At 68.0% G+C, this 13622-nt stretch carries 16 protein-coding genes; 14 read left to right on the top strand and 2 right to left on the bottom strand.

Translation table 11 applies throughout. The annotated features are described in order from the left end of the window. The first annotated feature begins 297 nt into the window (after nucleotides 1–297). From ACZOOI_RS27410 to ACZOOI_RS27390, 5 genes are all read left to right on the top strand, one after another. Nucleotides 298–1116: a polysaccharide deacetylase family protein gene (locus ACZOOI_RS27410; RefSeq protein ID WP_465278328.1), complete on the top strand. Its 819-nt coding sequence runs from the start codon at nucleotides 298–300 to the stop codon at nucleotides 1114–1116. A gap of 189 nt (nucleotides 1117–1305) precedes the next feature. Next, complete coding sequence (locus ACZOOI_RS27405) at nucleotides 1306–3225, top strand: recombinase family protein (RefSeq protein WP_465278327.1); 1920 nt, start codon at nucleotides 1306–1308, stop codon at nucleotides 3223–3225. A gap of 567 nt (nucleotides 3226–3792) precedes the next feature. Further along, the gene (locus tag ACZOOI_RS27400) at nucleotides 3793–4047 is read left to right on the top strand and encodes a hypothetical protein (RefSeq protein ID WP_465278326.1); all 255 of its coding nucleotides are present in this window, start codon (nucleotides 3793–3795) and stop codon (nucleotides 4045–4047) included. Beyond that, nucleotides 4044–4541 carry a hypothetical protein gene (locus ACZOOI_RS27395; protein ID WP_465278325.1) on the top strand — a complete coding sequence of 166 codons (498 nt, stop codon included), beginning with the start codon at nucleotides 4044–4046 and terminating at the stop codon, nucleotides 4539–4541. The genes ACZOOI_RS27400 and ACZOOI_RS27395 overlap by 4 nt, the downstream gene beginning before the upstream one ends. A gap of 2 nt (nucleotides 4542–4543) precedes the next feature. Beyond that, nucleotides 4544–4810: a hypothetical protein gene (locus tag ACZOOI_RS27390; protein ID WP_465278324.1), complete on the top strand. Its 267-nt coding sequence runs from the start codon at nucleotides 4544–4546 to the stop codon at nucleotides 4808–4810. A 311-nt stretch (nucleotides 4811–5121) separates the two neighbouring features. Here ACZOOI_RS27390 and ACZOOI_RS27385 read toward each other — a convergent pair whose 3' ends face one another. Continuing rightward, complete coding sequence (locus tag ACZOOI_RS27385; RefSeq protein ID WP_465278323.1) at nucleotides 5122–6027, bottom strand: hypothetical protein; 906 nt, start codon at nucleotides 6025–6027, stop codon at nucleotides 5122–5124. 814 nt (nucleotides 6028–6841) lie between these two features. On the opposite strand from ACZOOI_RS27385, the gene ACZOOI_RS27380 reads away from it, so the two are divergent. From ACZOOI_RS27380 to ACZOOI_RS27360, 5 genes are all read left to right on the top strand, one after another. After that, the gene (locus tag ACZOOI_RS27380; protein ID WP_465278322.1) at nucleotides 6842–7069 is read left to right on the top strand and encodes a hypothetical protein; all 228 of its coding nucleotides are present in this window, start codon (nucleotides 6842–6844) and stop codon (nucleotides 7067–7069) included. Beyond that, on the top strand, nucleotides 7047–7556 hold the full coding sequence (locus tag ACZOOI_RS27375) for a DUF6879 family protein (RefSeq protein WP_465278321.1): 510 nt from the start codon (nucleotides 7047–7049) through the stop codon (nucleotides 7554–7556). The genes ACZOOI_RS27380 and ACZOOI_RS27375 overlap by 23 nt, the downstream gene beginning before the upstream one ends. A gap of 4 nt (nucleotides 7557–7560) precedes the next feature. After that, entirely contained in the window at nucleotides 7561–8406 is an 846-nt protein-coding gene (locus ACZOOI_RS27370; RefSeq protein ID WP_465278320.1) for a DUF5753 domain-containing protein, read from the top strand. Nucleotides 8407–8467: 61 nt separating this feature from the next. Next, entirely contained in the window at nucleotides 8468–8686 is a 219-nt protein-coding gene (locus ACZOOI_RS27365) for a hypothetical protein (protein WP_465278319.1), read from the top strand. A 297-nt stretch (nucleotides 8687–8983) separates the two neighbouring features. Further along, the gene (locus tag ACZOOI_RS27360; protein ID WP_465278318.1) at nucleotides 8984–9274 is read left to right on the top strand and encodes a hypothetical protein; all 291 of its coding nucleotides are present in this window, start codon (nucleotides 8984–8986) and stop codon (nucleotides 9272–9274) included. Nucleotides 9275–9337: 63 nt separating this feature from the next. On the opposite strand, the gene ACZOOI_RS27355 is transcribed toward ACZOOI_RS27360, so the two are convergent. Continuing rightward, nucleotides 9338–9604 carry a GntR family transcriptional regulator gene (locus ACZOOI_RS27355; RefSeq protein ID WP_465278317.1) on the bottom strand — a complete coding sequence of 89 codons (267 nt, stop codon included), beginning with the start codon at nucleotides 9602–9604 and terminating at the stop codon, nucleotides 9338–9340. A 167-nt stretch (nucleotides 9605–9771) separates the two neighbouring features. Here ACZOOI_RS27355 and ACZOOI_RS27350 point away from each other — a divergent pair, with 167 nt between their 5' ends. The 4 genes from ACZOOI_RS27350 to ACZOOI_RS27335 all read left to right on the top strand — a co-directional run bounded on the left by ACZOOI_RS27350 (nucleotide 9772) and on the right by ACZOOI_RS27335 (nucleotide 13608). Continuing rightward, nucleotides 9772–10140, top strand: a complete 369-nt coding sequence (locus ACZOOI_RS27350) for a hypothetical protein (RefSeq protein ID WP_465278316.1) — start codon at nucleotides 9772–9774, stop codon at nucleotides 10138–10140. Nucleotides 10141–10598: 458 nt separating this feature from the next. Further along, nucleotides 10599–11831: a hemolysin family protein gene (locus ACZOOI_RS27345; RefSeq protein WP_465281299.1), complete on the top strand. Its 1233-nt coding sequence runs from the start codon at nucleotides 10599–10601 to the stop codon at nucleotides 11829–11831. Continuing rightward, nucleotides 11831–12817 carry a hemolysin family protein gene (locus ACZOOI_RS27340; RefSeq protein ID WP_465278315.1) on the top strand — a complete coding sequence of 329 codons (987 nt, stop codon included), beginning with the start codon at nucleotides 11831–11833 and terminating at the stop codon, nucleotides 12815–12817. Before ACZOOI_RS27345 ends, ACZOOI_RS27340 begins: the two co-directional genes overlap by 1 nt. Before the next feature lie 221 nt (nucleotides 12818–13038). Then, nucleotides 13039–13608: a hypothetical protein gene (locus ACZOOI_RS27335; RefSeq protein WP_396004855.1), complete on the top strand. Its 570-nt coding sequence runs from the start codon at nucleotides 13039–13041 to the stop codon at nucleotides 13606–13608. Nucleotides 13609–13622: the final 14 nt, after the last annotated feature.

Here is a 13622-nt window from a genome sequence, read left to right as displayed (position 1 = left end):
GGCTCCCGCGGAGCCGGTCGAGTGGTCGCAATCCGGTACCTGTCGGATCGGGACGACCTGATCGTTCCCGCCGACGTTCTCCCAAACCGATGCATCGGGCCGACATTGGGAACATTACCGATCGACCGTGACGAATCACAGGGGAACCGCAGGGCCGGCAAACACGTCACTGATCACATCGAGAGAGCACCTGCCGGCCGATCTTCAAGGCTTGCCGGAGATCACCTAGGGTGTGCTCTTGCCGTGACGGGCGTAGCGAGATCCATGGGGGTTGCCGTGCGGGAGTTGGTTCGGGCGATGCCCATACAGGGTCTGCGTTTCCAGGTCGTGGTCACAACGATCTCGATACTCGTCTGCGCTGCCCTGATCTGGAATGTCGGCAATGCCGGCCGATGGTCGGAGGCGGCCGCTTCGCCCCAGGCCGCGAATGCGCCCAAGGAGATACAGGCCCCGCCGCTGCCGCCGGGCAACCCGAACGCCCGGGAGCCGGCCACCCCGCCCGCCGCGCCGCCGCCCCCGGTGGATCCCACTCTGGTGTCCAAGGTCCCAGGCGAGGGCAAGGTGGTCGCGCTGACCCTGGACGACGGGCCGTGGCCGGAGTGGACCGACAAGGCCCTCGGGCTGCTCGCCCGCTACGACGTCAAGGCCACCTTCTGCATGGTGGGCCAGCAGGCCAAGGATCATCCCGACCTGGTCCGCAAGGTGGTCGCCGCCGGCCACGGGCTGTGCAACCACAGCATGACGCACGACATCAACCTCAAGAAGCGCACGCCGGACGAGATACACGGCCAGATGCAGCAGACCCTGGAGTGGATCCACAAGGCGTCCCCGGGCACGCCCGTGCGCTGGTTCCGCGCGCCGGGCGGCAACTGGTCCGACGAGGTGCGCCAGACCGCCGCGTCGCTGGGCATGGGCTCGTTGCACTGGACGGTGGACACCAACGACTGGCAGAAGCCGGGCGTGGACAAGATGGTCCAGAACGTGCACGGCCAACTGGGCCCGCGCGGCGTGATCCTGTGCCACGACGGCGGCGGCGAACGCAGCCAGACGATCGCCATGCTGGAGCGAATAATCCCCGAACTCAAGTCCGCCGGCTACACCTTCGTCATCCCGTAACCACCCGCCACACAAGCCGACCCGACCCACAACCGCAACCTCCGCACCCACCCGAGCCGAATCCGGCCCGTCCGGCGCTTGCGCACAACCCCCGACCCACCCGACACACAACGCCAACCTCCGCCCCGACCGAGCCGAATCCAGCCCGTCCACCGAACGAGAGTCACTAGTACATCTAGGAGACTCCCCGTGGTCACGGCATCGTCGCAGGTCAGCACCCCCGAGGCCATCACTGGTCCCTACACCGCAGTGTGTGCACTCCGCGGCGTTGCCGCCATCCGCCTTTCCGTACTGACCGACGAAACAACCAGCCCCACCCGACAGCTCGAAGCCTGCCAGGGAGCGGCGGCAGCTCTCGGCATCGACCTCGGCGACCGGATCGCCTACGACCTTGACGTAAGCGCGTCGAAAACCAGCCCTTTCGCGCGCCCCGAGTTGGGCCCGTGGCTGCGCAAGCCGTCCGAGTTCACGGCGCTGGTGTTCTGGCGCTTCGATCGTGCGATTCGCTCCATGGCGGACATGCGCGACTTGGCAGCGTGGGCGAAAGAGCACCGGATCATGCTCGTGTTCGCCGAGGGGGTCGGTGGAACCGGCCGGTTGATCTTCGACTTCCGGAACCCGCTGGACCCGGTCAGCGAACTCATGATGACCATGTTCGCGTTCGCCGCTCAGGTCGAGGCGACGTCCATCCGGGAACGCGTCGCCGGGGCGCAAGCCGCCATGCGGACCATGTCCTACCGGTGGCCGGGCGGTCAGCCCCCGTTCGGGTACATGTCGGCACCCATGCCCGCGGAGCACGGCGGGTCGGGCTTCACACTCATACCCGACCCGTACGGGGTGAAGATCCTCGAACGGATCATCCGGGAACTGTTGGACGGCAAGCCGTTGGCAGCCATCGCCCACGGACTAAACCAGGACAAGCGGCCGACGTGGCGCGACCACTGCGCGGTCAAGGCGGGGCGGCCGACGGGCGGGCGGACCGGCGGGCCCAAGACCAGCCCCTCACGCAAGGTCGACCAGTTCCAGTGGACCCCGCACACCATCAACGTCATCCTTCGGTCAACCACCCTATTGGGGTGGAAGCAGCACAAGGGCGAGCCCGTCCGCGACGCGGCGGGCGCCCCGATCATGTTCACTGCGGCACCGCTGCTGACCCGCGAGGAATTCGACGCGATCGGCGCCGTACTCGACTCCCGGACCCGTGCCAAGACGACCGCTGCCGTCCGCAAGGACACGACCGCCGTGCTTCTGCGCGTTGTCCACTGCGACGGGTGCGGCGGTCGGATGTACCGCAACGACGGAACCGGCAGGAAGCACGCCGCGTACTTCTGTAACCCGTACTCCCGGGGCACCGTGTGCGAGCACCGCGCAACCATCCGGGCGGACTGGATCGAAAAGTACGTGGAACGCGAGTTCCTACGGCTGGTCGGGGCGATCGAGTACCGACAGACCATCGTCACCCCCGGATACGACCCCGAACCCGAGATCGCTGCCACGCTCGCCGAACTGGAACGGCACAACGCCCGGCAGGGACAGCAGAAGTCCAAAGCGGCGGCAGCCCTGTGGCAACGGGACGCGGACGCCCTTGACGCACGTCTCGCCACCCTGGAATCCACTCCCGCCCGACCCGAACGGCGCGAGACCGTTCCGACCGGCCGCACCTACGCCGACGACTGGCGAGAAGCCGACACGGACGGCAAGCGCGCCATGCTGCTTGAGGCAGGCGCGAAACTCACAGTGCGCAAGGGGCCGAGGGCACCCCAAGAGCTTGACGAGTCGCTTGTCGAGTTCACGCTGAACGGCGAGCTTGACCCGATCGTTGAGGAGTCCGACGCGCTCGCCAGCGCCGAGACCGAGCGGCCGACCGTGGCGACGTCGGCGGGAACACGCGTGCGTCTGAACGGACCCGACGACCAGGGCACCCCGCGGCGGGCAAGCCCCGCAACACCGCGCGAACAGTCGGAGAGCATCGCAACGTGGCGGTCGTGCTGCCCGAGTCGACCTCGGCGGACAAGCCCCGCAACAGCGCGCGAACGGTCAACGGTGGGTCATCCGTCGCCCGACCCCGGGAAGGGTTGGCCAGCGCCGACCGGTCGCGGGTGCCCATAGCCACCTAAACGGCGCATCCGGTAGTCGGCGCGGTGACGAGGTGACGTTCGAGACCCACTTTCTGGAATGCCTTAGAGATCTCTAAGACATACCGAAAACAGGGTCCCGAACGTCACCTCGTCACCACTCGGCGCCCCGCGGCCATCGTCCCTCCCCATAGGTCATGAGAGGCCGGTCACCGGGCTCCCCTCACCACCGTCGACCGGTTCCGCCGTAACAGCGGGCCATCGCTGACCCCCACTACTCCCGAGAGAGAAACGGGGCAGCACGACTTGCCGAGGTCGATCCAGTCGACCGGACCGGCCATCGCGCGTCCCTACTACTCCCGAAAGAGAGACCGGTTACCGCGCTCCCACCCTGCAAGCAGAACGGCGGACCGAGCGCTTCCAGGCCATCGCTGGTCCCTACTCCGTATTGAGAGACCGGCTACCGCGCTCCCACTCCGCACGACGGACCGGCGGACCGAGTACCCGGCTCCATATGCGGGGCCAACACAGCAACACGACGCACGCAGCCCTTGGCGAACACGCCTGGGGCTCTCCCATGTCCGCACACCATGGAGAGTGAATGACCATCAAGGCCGAGCACTACACACTGTCGACGGATCGGCAGGAGACGAAGCTTCGACTCCGGGCGGGGCTTTGGAAGTACAGCGCGGAAATGGAACGTCTCGCCGCGCTGAGCGTAAGCACCCCGGACGCTATGGATCGCCTGAGCCCCACCCTTCGCATGTCGCTCGGGTACTACCTGAACGACAAGAAGATCGCCGCGCAGAGTGGCCGTGACGTGCCCGCCGCCGGCGCCGAGGGAGTGGCCGCATGAGTTCCGAACTGGACAAGGCCGCCGAGAAGCTGGCCAAGCTGCAAGCCCAAGCCGAGAAGTACTCGACTCCCCTTGCCGAAGCCCAGGCAGCGCTTGAGGCCGCGCAGGAGGCGGAAGCCGCGCGACAGCAGGAGCGGCGAGAGGAACACAGCCGTGCGTTCCTCAAGACGTGGCGCGAGCACGCCAACACGGTGACCGATGAGGGGAGCGCCGCACACGAGCGATTCAAGGAACTCATCTGCGCCGAGCCCTGGTTCATGGCCTATGCCGAATACCGCGCCGGCCGCGAGAAGCGCAGGCACGTTCTGGATGCCGCGCAGGCTGCTCAGAGGGTGGTGGGCGAGGAGATCACCGTTCCGGAACAGCGCTGGTACGAGTCGTCCCTACTCCAAGAGATCGTGAACATGGCGGACGTGAAGGCGACGGAGATTGGTGGCGAGTACGCAAAGGAACTAAATGCCGAGCGCGACGCTTACGTGAAGGGCACGGACTAGCGATGGCCGTTGACGCGCTGGACCCCGGCCCGAACGGGGACTACCCGTACTTCCCCAGGGACGCTTTGGGTCGCCCTGTGTGGAGCGACACCCCCGACTCCTTGCCGGTGGTGAACGGCGGGGCACCGATGCCGCGCGGTATCCGCCGACAGCGTTCGGTCGATGACGGCCTGGCCTTGATCGACGTGACGCCGACGGGGCCGGACGGGTTGCCGATCGATCCGCCGGTCATCACTCCGAAGGGGGCGGATGCTTCAGAGCTGGAGTAAGCACGTCAGCCCGTTCTGTTCGGTCTGCGGGCAAGGAGCGGACGTGTCGGCGCACTGGCCGTTGACACGGCGCGAGCTGGTTGCGCGTGGCGTGTCCCATCCGGACATGCCCGGGTACCGGCGGTCGTTCTGCGTGCCGTGCTACTTGGCCGCTGTGAAGGCACGACGAAGGTAGACCGCCCGCTTGCACCGTGGCGTCAGAGACACAGTGTGTGGCGCGCACCCTGCCCCAGTACGCCCGGCCGGTCAGCCGGTGTCGGAACACGGCGGAAGCGGAGGTTCGACCCCTCCTGTCTCGCAAAGGATCGCTCTCACCGATTCGGCTCCCTATCTGCCAAGTAGAGCGGCTTGTTGGGCCAGTCGGCTATAGGGCCATGGAACGTTATTGCTTCTCTCGACGTTGATTGGGTCCGCCCGGCAAGAGCCTGGGCCAATTCGTCACATGTTTGCGCTGGTTCCGGCCCCGGAAGAAATATCGTATGCCTTCCTATGCCAACACGGATACATCGGAACCTCAAAGGATCGCTCACGATCTGGATATCCCGCCGCTCTGGCGCAACATCCGGCTCGTATCCACAGATCGTGGGAGCCACTCCGTCTACCGTGAGCGCATTCCTAATGGGATTGAGCACCGCGCGGAGTATGTATCGCCAACCAAATACCGAGAATGCCGCCAGGTATGCCGCTCGGACGTACGAGGTCATTGCCCTGACTACGTCGCCCTTCCCCTCACGCAACTTCAGTTCCACATTTTCCAGCGGGGTTGGCGAATTCAAAGCCGCTAGGTGCGTCGTCCAATCACTCGGATTGTTTCTAGCGGGATCACCCTGCATCGCAAAGCCCTTTTCCATACGTTGAACCATTCCGTTGATCGAGAAGCCATCCCCGACTAGCGTTGCATCCCAATCCCCTCCTTTCCCGTGGAGAAATTTTTCCAGCTTGGCACGACCGGCCGCGTGGGCGTCAAACTGAGCGCCGGCGGAATGGTTGCATCTCGCACACGTAAGCACCATAGGCTTGCCTCCCACTGACTTCGGCGGGACATGTTCATCCGTCAAATCCCCGGCCGCAATTGCCGTCGACGGGAAAGCGATTAGACAAATTGGGCAGGCGTAGAAGTCCCCTTCTTTTGGTATCGCATTCTCCCATCCGCGCCTATTGAGTTCCGCACGAAACAGGGGCGCGCCTTCGTTGAACCACTCTTCCTTCTTGCCCATGTCTCAGTGTGCGCCGAAAGCCAACCAACCGCCTCATGGGCGCCCAACATAAGGAGACCCCATGCCCCGAAGACCCCGCCCCCCTTGCCCGATCCCCGGGTGTCCCGAGCTGACCTCGGGCGGTCAATGCCCGAAGCACAAGCGGCAAGCCGAGAGGCTTCGCGCGCCGACCTCGGATGACCGGTACGCGTCGACCAGGTGGAAGCGGTTGCGGCGTGCGTTCATCTACGCGAACCCGTGGTGTGTGCTGTGTGCTCGCGCCGCGACGGTCGCCGACCACTTCCCGCTCAGCCGGAAGCAGTTGCGCGACCAAGGCGTGACCGATCCGGACTCGCCCGAGCGTCTGCGTCCGCTGTGTACGAGCTGCCACAACCGCGAGACCGCGCGGCTTCAGCCCGGCGGTTGGGCTGCTGAGCGCGTTCGTCCCGTTCGCGGCTGAGCCGAGCTGTCCTCGGCGCGGCCGACCAGGCGGTGACCCCCTGCCCCCGGCTCAGCCTGGCGGCAGGGAGGGGAAATTTCAGCACGGCTCATTGAGCCGTTTTGGTGGCCATCTACAACTGTCAATGCTCGCAACCCTGCCCCGACTCGTTGGCTACTCGCCATCGGGTCGGGGCACTTTTGCGTTCACGGCACAGCGGAATGGCCCACCACCCGTGGCAGATGCGTATCCGGAGGGGTCCGCTCCGGCCTCCGTGCGTTCACGGCAGTTGCCCAATCTCGCGTGCAAGTTCGCGCAAGTTGCCGGCCTAGCGAGTGGCCCATGAAGCAAGCTCGTTCAAGGCGCGTGACAGACCATGAGACCCAGGGGGCGACGATGGCACTTCACAAGCTCGGCAAGGACCCCGAGAGCCCGAACAACGGCAGCCCGACCCTGTACTACGACGACGAGACCGATACCTACCTGTTCCAGTCCTGGAAGGTCACCGACGCCGACCGGTTGGCCCGGATGGACGTGCCCGACCATGAGACCGTGATCGAGTTCCCACGTCGGATGATGCAGTTCTTCCCGGAGGTCCAGGGTGGCGGCGGTACCCAAGTTTGAGGAGCTGTTCCGGTCGGTCCAACGCACGGCCGTGCACCTGGAGTTGCGTGACGAGTACGCCCGGGACGCGGACTTCCACGCCTGGCGCTCCGGCGAACGCTTCGACCCGGCTGTGCGTTGGCGGTTCTGGTTCGACCTCGCCTCCGAGACCACCGCACGGGGCGTACGAATGCGGCGGGCCCGGGTCGTGTCCGAACCGGTCAGCGACTACATCCGCTACGAGTACGACGTCACCGACGCGCACAACGTGAAGGCGGGTGAGGACGTCCGCTGGTTGGCACGCAAGGAGGCCGCCGTCCTGGCGCTGCCGGGAACCGACTTCTGGCTGTTCGACGGCGAGGTGGTCATGTTCAACCACTTCGCCGGCGACGGCACGATGACCGGGGAGGAAGTGGTGACCGCCCCGGACGTGGTCGCGCTGTGCACAACAGCGTTCGAGGCGGTCTGGGAACGAGCCACGCCCCACCGGGACTACCGGCCCGCCTGATCCCATGTCCTCGTCGTCGAACGTCGTACAGGCGCGGCAGGCCCTCGGACAGCGCCTGCGGGAGATCCGCAAGGACGCGGGACTGACCGCGCGGGCGTTGGCGGCGCTCGCGGGATGGCACGAGTCGAAGTGCTCGCGCATCGAACACGGCCGCACGCCACCGTCCGACGCCGACCTCCGCACCTGGACACGGCTTTGCGAAGCCGAGGGGCAGACCGCCGACCTGATCGCCGTGTCGCGCGGCATCGCGGGCATGTACGTCGAGTGGCGACGGATGGAGCGATCCGGGCTCAGGCAGGCGCAGGAATCGGTGTTGCCGCTGTGGGAGCGGACGCGGCACTTTCGCTCCTACTCGTCGTGGATGGTGCCCGGTCCGCTCCAGACCCGCGCGTATACCCGCGCCCTGCTCTCGGCGATCCGCGACCGGCGTACGCTGCCCGACGACCTGGATGCGGCCGTCGCGGTGCGCATGGACAAGCAGCGGGTACTCCACGAGGGCGGGCGCCGGTTCGCGTTCGTCGTGGAGGAGAGCGTCCTGCGGCATCGCGTCGGTGGCACGGAGACGATGGCCGGACAGCTCGGGCATCTGCTCTCGCTCGCGTCGCTGCCGTCGATCAGTCTCGGCATCGTCCCGCTGTCGGCGGATCGTACGGCACTGTGGCCGGTTGAGGACTTCTGGATCTTCGACGGCGAACAGGTCAACGTCGAATTGGTGTCCGCCTTCCTGACCATCACCCAGCCCCACGAGATCGGCATGTACGCGGGGACGTTCGCCGAACTCGCCGAACTGGCCGTGTACGGCGCGCCCGCACGTTCGCTGATCACTGCCGCCGTCGACTCCCTCGGGTGAATCTGCGCAAGTCCGTGCACGTTCGTTGAGCACCGGTACGACCCTTCCTAGCGTCGACACCATGGCCGCAGGCAACGAACACACAGACACCGCCCCCGGCGACGGGATATGGCTCGCGGTCTACCGGGTCGACCGTGCCGGAGCACATGTCGTGCGACCACGGGAGCGGTTCACGGACCGTGACCCGACGGCCTGGCCGTGGGCCAACGTGTGGCCGAAGACCGAACCCCCGTGCTCCTGCTCGCCGAACTGCCAATACCTGCACCCCGACACGCCCTGAACCGCGCCAGCTCCATAGCCATATGGCCGAGTCAGGGTGCACGATCCACCGCCCACCGCTGCAACGCGCCGGACAGACCGACTCGGCACAGACCGGAAGGGAACGCAGCATGTCGAAGTCCCCACCGCGAACCGCAGGATGCCGAAAGGGTGCTCCGGGTACTCACACCAAGCGGCCGGACAGGTGCGCGCCGTCGCCGACCCCGGTTGAACGCGTACTCCGCGAACCTGTCATCCGCAAGATTCGCGAGCGACACCGTCGACGCGTCGAAGCATGCACTATCCCCGGACTCGCCACGTGAGCGCCGACTTCGTCGCGCATCCGGGCGGTATCGCCGAACGGATCATCGAAGCACGCCAGTTGCCACCGCGAGAGCAGGCACGACCCGCCACAACGCGATACACACCCGGCGATTGGGTCGCCCCTCTGCCCGGCCGAGGTCACGACTTCGTCGTCGGCAGGGTCGAGCGTGCCGAGGACTGCGCCGGGCTCGACAACGACCAAGTCGTCATTGTGCTATCGCCCGGAGGCGGCATGCCGCACATGGTCAAGGCATCCGAGGTTCACCGCGTCGACCCGCCGCGCTGACCCCTCGTTCGGCCCGGTCCGAGTGCTCGGCGAAGAACGCCGGGCGGGGCTCCTACGGCACTCTCATTCGGACGTCTCGGGGCCGGTCGATGGACTTTCGACCACGTAGCTGCCTCGCCCCGAGACGGTTTCGACCAGCCCGGCGTCTCGCAGCCACGCAACGGCGCTCCGAACCGTATTGCGCGCCACGCCGTACTCCTCGCACAACTCTTTCTCGGACGGGATCGGCCTACCGCCGGCGATCACCCCGGACTTGATGTCGGCCTCCAGATACGCCGCGATCTGGCGGTACGGCGGTGTCGGGGAACGGTGGTCGATTTCGCGCGCCATGCCAGCACTCTAGACGCCAAAGATCCCAGCCTGTCCCTATACGTACCTATACAGACTTGAACCAAGGTAGACAGGGCTATACAGGTTGGCTAGCTTCAGGCGTGAAAGAACCCGGCGACCGCGCCAACGGTCCCGGGAGTGGCCATCAGCTATTGGGAGCTGACGACATGACGAATCCTATTGCCCGCGCACTCGCATGGGTGCTGCGACTCCTCACCCCCGCGACCCGCGGCAAGCGCAGTATCTACGCCGAGCGGACCCCGCGCCGGTTCGAGCCCCGCAAGCCCACGCCGACCCCGGCCCAATCCATCTGGCGCGACTTCGTACCGCCCACCCCCGCCGACGAACCGCCCATGCAGGACTCGGCAACGGTCGTCCGGCCGTACCTGATGACCCCCGAAGAAATCGCCGAGTGGCGCCGGCAGAGCGCCGAGCCAGACCGGCAACGGACACGACTCGCCGAACTCGCCGAAGCATCGCGCCGACCCGTTCACGACTGGACCGTCGCAGCACGCGCGGCGGGGGTACTGGCGTGATACCCGCCCCCTCGTATACGTGCTGTGACTGCAAGCGTGAAGGCGCCAACGTTGCGCTGATTCGGGCACTCGACACCGGCGGCAAGCCGGGGCCCATCTGGCGCCTGTACGGCTGCCCGGAGTGCTTCCCGAACCTGGTAGGCCCCATCGACTGGGATGAACCGCTGCCGCCCGTAACGCTCCCGTTCTAGCCCACCCCAGCCCCGTCCGGCCATCGCCCGCCGGGCGGGGCTCTTTCAGACCGATCTTTGTTTAGTCGCTCTCGTTCGGTCCGGCGCTTGAGGACAACGCCCGAGCCGCCGAACGCGCAACGGCAAGCTCCCGCGCCCGACCCGGCCCCGCAAACCCCGCGCGCACCCGCGCCCGAGTGCATAGGCCGCCCGCCCACCGGGCATGTGTGCGAGGCCCGCTCACCGCGCCAACCGGGAGGCCGCCCGATCGACGCCGCTTTGGCCATCGTGCTGCTCGTGCTGCTGATCGCCGGCAACGGCATGTTCGTCGCCGCCGAGTTCTCCCTGGTCACGGTCGAGCGCGGCGAGGTGGCGGCCCGGGCCGAGGCCGGCGATCGGGGCGCGGGCCGGGTCCTGAGCGCGCTGCGCACCCTGTCCTTCCAACTGTCCGGCGCCCAGTTGGGCATCACGCTGACCTCGCTGATCGCCGGCTACCTCGCCGAAGCGGCCTTCCGGCTGCCCAGGTTCGCCGCCCTGGCCCTGGCCTCCGGGTTGCAGATGGTGCTGGGCGAACTCGTCCCCAAGAACGCCGCGATCGCCCGCCCGCTGGGCGTCGCCCGCGTCGCGGGCCCGTTCCAGGTCGGCTTCTCCCGGCTGTTCCGGCCGCTGATCGTGTTCCTCAACGGCTCGGCCAACTTCTTCGTGCGCAAGCTCGGCATCGAGCCGCAGGAGGAGTTGGGCTCGGCCCGCTCGCCCGACGAACTGGCCCAACTGGTCCGGCACTCCGCCCGCGCAGGAGCATTGCCCGCGGGCACCGCCCGGGTGCTGCACCGGGCGCTGCGCTTCGCCGACAAGCAGGCCGCCGAGGCGATGACCCCGCGCACCGAACTGGTCACCCTGCCCGCGACCGCGTCGGTGAGCGAACTGATGGACACCGCCCGCGCGTGCGGCCACAGCCGGATCCCGGTCCGCGGCCAGGACCTGGACGAGATCGTCGGCGTGGCGGTGCTGCGCGACGCACTGCACGTGCCGGCCGCCGAACGGGCGCGCACCCCGCTCGCCCGGATCGCCCGCGCCCCGGTCCTGGTGCCGACCTCGCTCGACCTCAAGCGGGCGGTCGAACGACTGCGCGAGGGCCGGACCCAGTTGGCGATCGTGGTGGACGAGTACGGCGGCACCGCCGGTGTGCTCACCGCCGAGGACCTCGCCGAGGAGTTGGTGGGCGATCTCGCCGACGAACACGACCCGGCGGACGAGCCGGACGCGCCGCCGCAACGGCTGCCGAGTTCACGCGTGTTGCGGTTGTCCGGCCTGCTGCGCGCGGACGAGGTCGAGGAGGCCAGCGGCTGGCGGCTGCCGGACGGCGACTACAGCACGCTGGCCGGGCTGATCCTGGCCCGGCTGGGTCGGCTGCCCGCGGTCGGCGACCACGTAAAGGTGGACGGCCGGCGGCTGACCGTGGTGGCGATGGACCGGCACCGGATCGACGAGGTGGAGCTGCGGATGGAGGCCGACTCCTGATGGGCGACTTCCTGCTCTCGCTGGTCCTGCTCGCGGCCAACGCCTTCTTCGTCGGCGCCGAGTTCTCGGTGATCTCGGCGCGGCGCACCCGGATCGCGCCGCAGGCCGAGGCGGGCTCGCGCCGGGCGGCGATGGTGCTCACCGCGATGGGCCGGCTGTCCACCATGCTCGCCGCCGCCCAACTGGGCATCACCGTGGCCTCGCTCGGCCTGGGCGCGGTCGCCGAACCCGCGCTGGCGCACGCCGTGGCCGCTCCGATCGAGGCGATCGGGCTGCCCGCCGGGGCGGTGCACCCGATCGCGTTCGTGCTCGCGCTGGCGGTGGTGGTGTTCTGCCACATGGTGCTCGGCGAGATGGTGCCCAAGAACATCGCCCTGGCCGGGCCGGAGGAATGCGCGCTGTGGCTGACCCCGCCACTGTTGCTCTTCGCCCGGCTGACCGCGCCGATCCTGTGGCTGCTCAACCACGTGGCCAATCTGTTCCTGCGCGTCTTTCGGGTGCGGCCGGTGGACGAGGTGCGCAGCGTGTACACCGCCGAGGAACTCCCGGCGCTGCTCGCCGAGTCGCGCGAGCACGACCTGCTGGACGTACGCGAGCACGACCGGCTGGCCGGCGTGCTGGCGCTGCACTCCAGCCCCGCGGCCTCGGTGATGCGGCCGTGGACCGACGTGGTGGCGCTGCCCGGACCGGTCTCGGCGGCGGCCCTGGAGGAGGCCGCGGTACGCACCGGCCTGTCCCGCTTCCCGGTCCTGGACGCGGCCGACCGGCCGGTGGGCTACGTACACGTGCTCGACGTGCTGGCCCCCGAAGCGGACGGCTCGGTGCCGGTCTACCCCCTCGTCACGGTCGGCCCGGATGCCATGCTCACCGCCCTGTTGGCCCGTATGCGCGGCTCCCGCTCCCATCTGGCCCTGGTCGGCGAACCGGGCACGGTGCCGCTCGGTCTGGTCACCTTCGACGACGTGATGTCCTCGCTGTTCCCCTGATCGAGATCGTTCCAAAAGGTCTTCAAACGGGTGTCAGTTCGCAATACACCGTTACTTTTCGGAGCCGTTTCGGTACAATGCGCTGACCGGCCCTGCCGGGTCCCTCTGTACGCCGCCGGGTCGTCCCCCGGCCGGATACCCGGTTCCCCACAGCACAGCGCCGCTTTCCCCTCCCCGGATTCTCCGGGTTTTTGGACTCTGCATCGAAATGAGGCGGTCTCATGGTCCTGCGTGTGCCCGAGGCTCCCGAGTCGGCCCGCCGAGCGGCCCGAGCCGTGCTTGAATCCCGCGCGTTGCTCCCCGCCGACTGCCGCGCCGATCAAGCCGCGCTCACAGCCGGATTCCCGCACCGCGTCTTCGAGATCGACCTGCTCGACCTGGTCGCCGATCAGGGCGTACGCAGCGCCCGCCCGGTGGGTTGGCGCTGGCTCATGTGGTCCGGCGACGTGGTCGTCGGCGGCATCGAGGTCCGCCCCGGCCCGACCGGTCACGGCGTCGGTCGATTCGTCGAGGGACCGTTCACCGTCGCCACCGCACCGGCCGCCGCCGCGGCCCGGGCGCTTCCGCAGACCCTGCTCCGCCGCGACGAGGCGCGCCTGCTGAACGTGCCCGGGATGTACATGGTCGCGCTGTGGTTGGCCGACGAGGCGGGCGGTGTGGACCTGCTGATCCCGCTCGCGCCGGCGCCGTGCGGCGTGCAGGCGCTGCGCTGCTACACCGCGGCGGAACTGGCCGCGGTGCTGGCCGCGCGCACCCGCCGGCCGGCCGCCGTGGGCGCTCCGGACAGCTGATCACACCCGACCGT

It is taken from the genome of Embleya sp. L77, assembly GCF_055557415.1.
The sequence above is the reverse complement of the archived record's forward strand: the minus strand, read 5'-3'. Positions and strand labels throughout refer to the sequence as shown.

Bases quoted from the DNA above. Each gene is read 5' to 3' on its own strand.
- ACZOOI_RS27400 (WP_465278326.1), top strand. From the start codon at position 3,793: ATGACCATCAAGGCCGAGCACTACACACTGTCGACGGATCGGCAGGAG.
- ACZOOI_RS27410 (WP_465278328.1), top strand. From the start codon at position 298: ATGCCCATACAGGGTCTGCGTTTCCAGGTCGTGGTCACAACGATCTCG.
- ACZOOI_RS27390 (WP_465278324.1), top strand. From the start codon at position 4,544: ATGGCCGTTGACGCGCTGGACCCCGGCCCGAACGGGGACTACCCGTAC.
- ACZOOI_RS27370 (WP_465278320.1), top strand. From the start codon at position 7,561: ATGTCCTCGTCGTCGAACGTCGTACAGGCGCGGCAGGCCCTCGGACAG.
- ACZOOI_RS27380 (WP_465278322.1), top strand. From the start codon at position 6,842: ATGGCACTTCACAAGCTCGGCAAGGACCCCGAGAGCCCGAACAACGGC.
- ACZOOI_RS27335 (WP_396004855.1), top strand. From the start codon at position 13,039: ATGGTCCTGCGTGTGCCCGAGGCTCCCGAGTCGGCCCGCCGAGCGGCC.
- ACZOOI_RS27365 (WP_465278319.1), top strand. From the start codon at position 8,468: ATGGCCGCAGGCAACGAACACACAGACACCGCCCCCGGCGACGGGATA.
- ACZOOI_RS27350 (WP_465278316.1), top strand. From the start codon at position 9,772: ATGACGAATCCTATTGCCCGCGCACTCGCATGGGTGCTGCGACTCCTC.
- ACZOOI_RS27355 (WP_465278317.1), bottom strand. From the start codon at position 9,604: ATGGCGCGCGAAATCGACCACCGTTCCCCGACACCGCCGTACCGCCAG.
- ACZOOI_RS27395 (WP_465278325.1), top strand. From the start codon at position 4,044: ATGAGTTCCGAACTGGACAAGGCCGCCGAGAAGCTGGCCAAGCTGCAA.
- ACZOOI_RS27340 (WP_465278315.1), top strand. From the start codon at position 11,831: ATGGGCGACTTCCTGCTCTCGCTGGTCCTGCTCGCGGCCAACGCCTTC.
- ACZOOI_RS27385 (WP_465278323.1), bottom strand. From the start codon at position 6,027: ATGGGCAAGAAGGAAGAGTGGTTCAACGAAGGCGCGCCCCTGTTTCGT.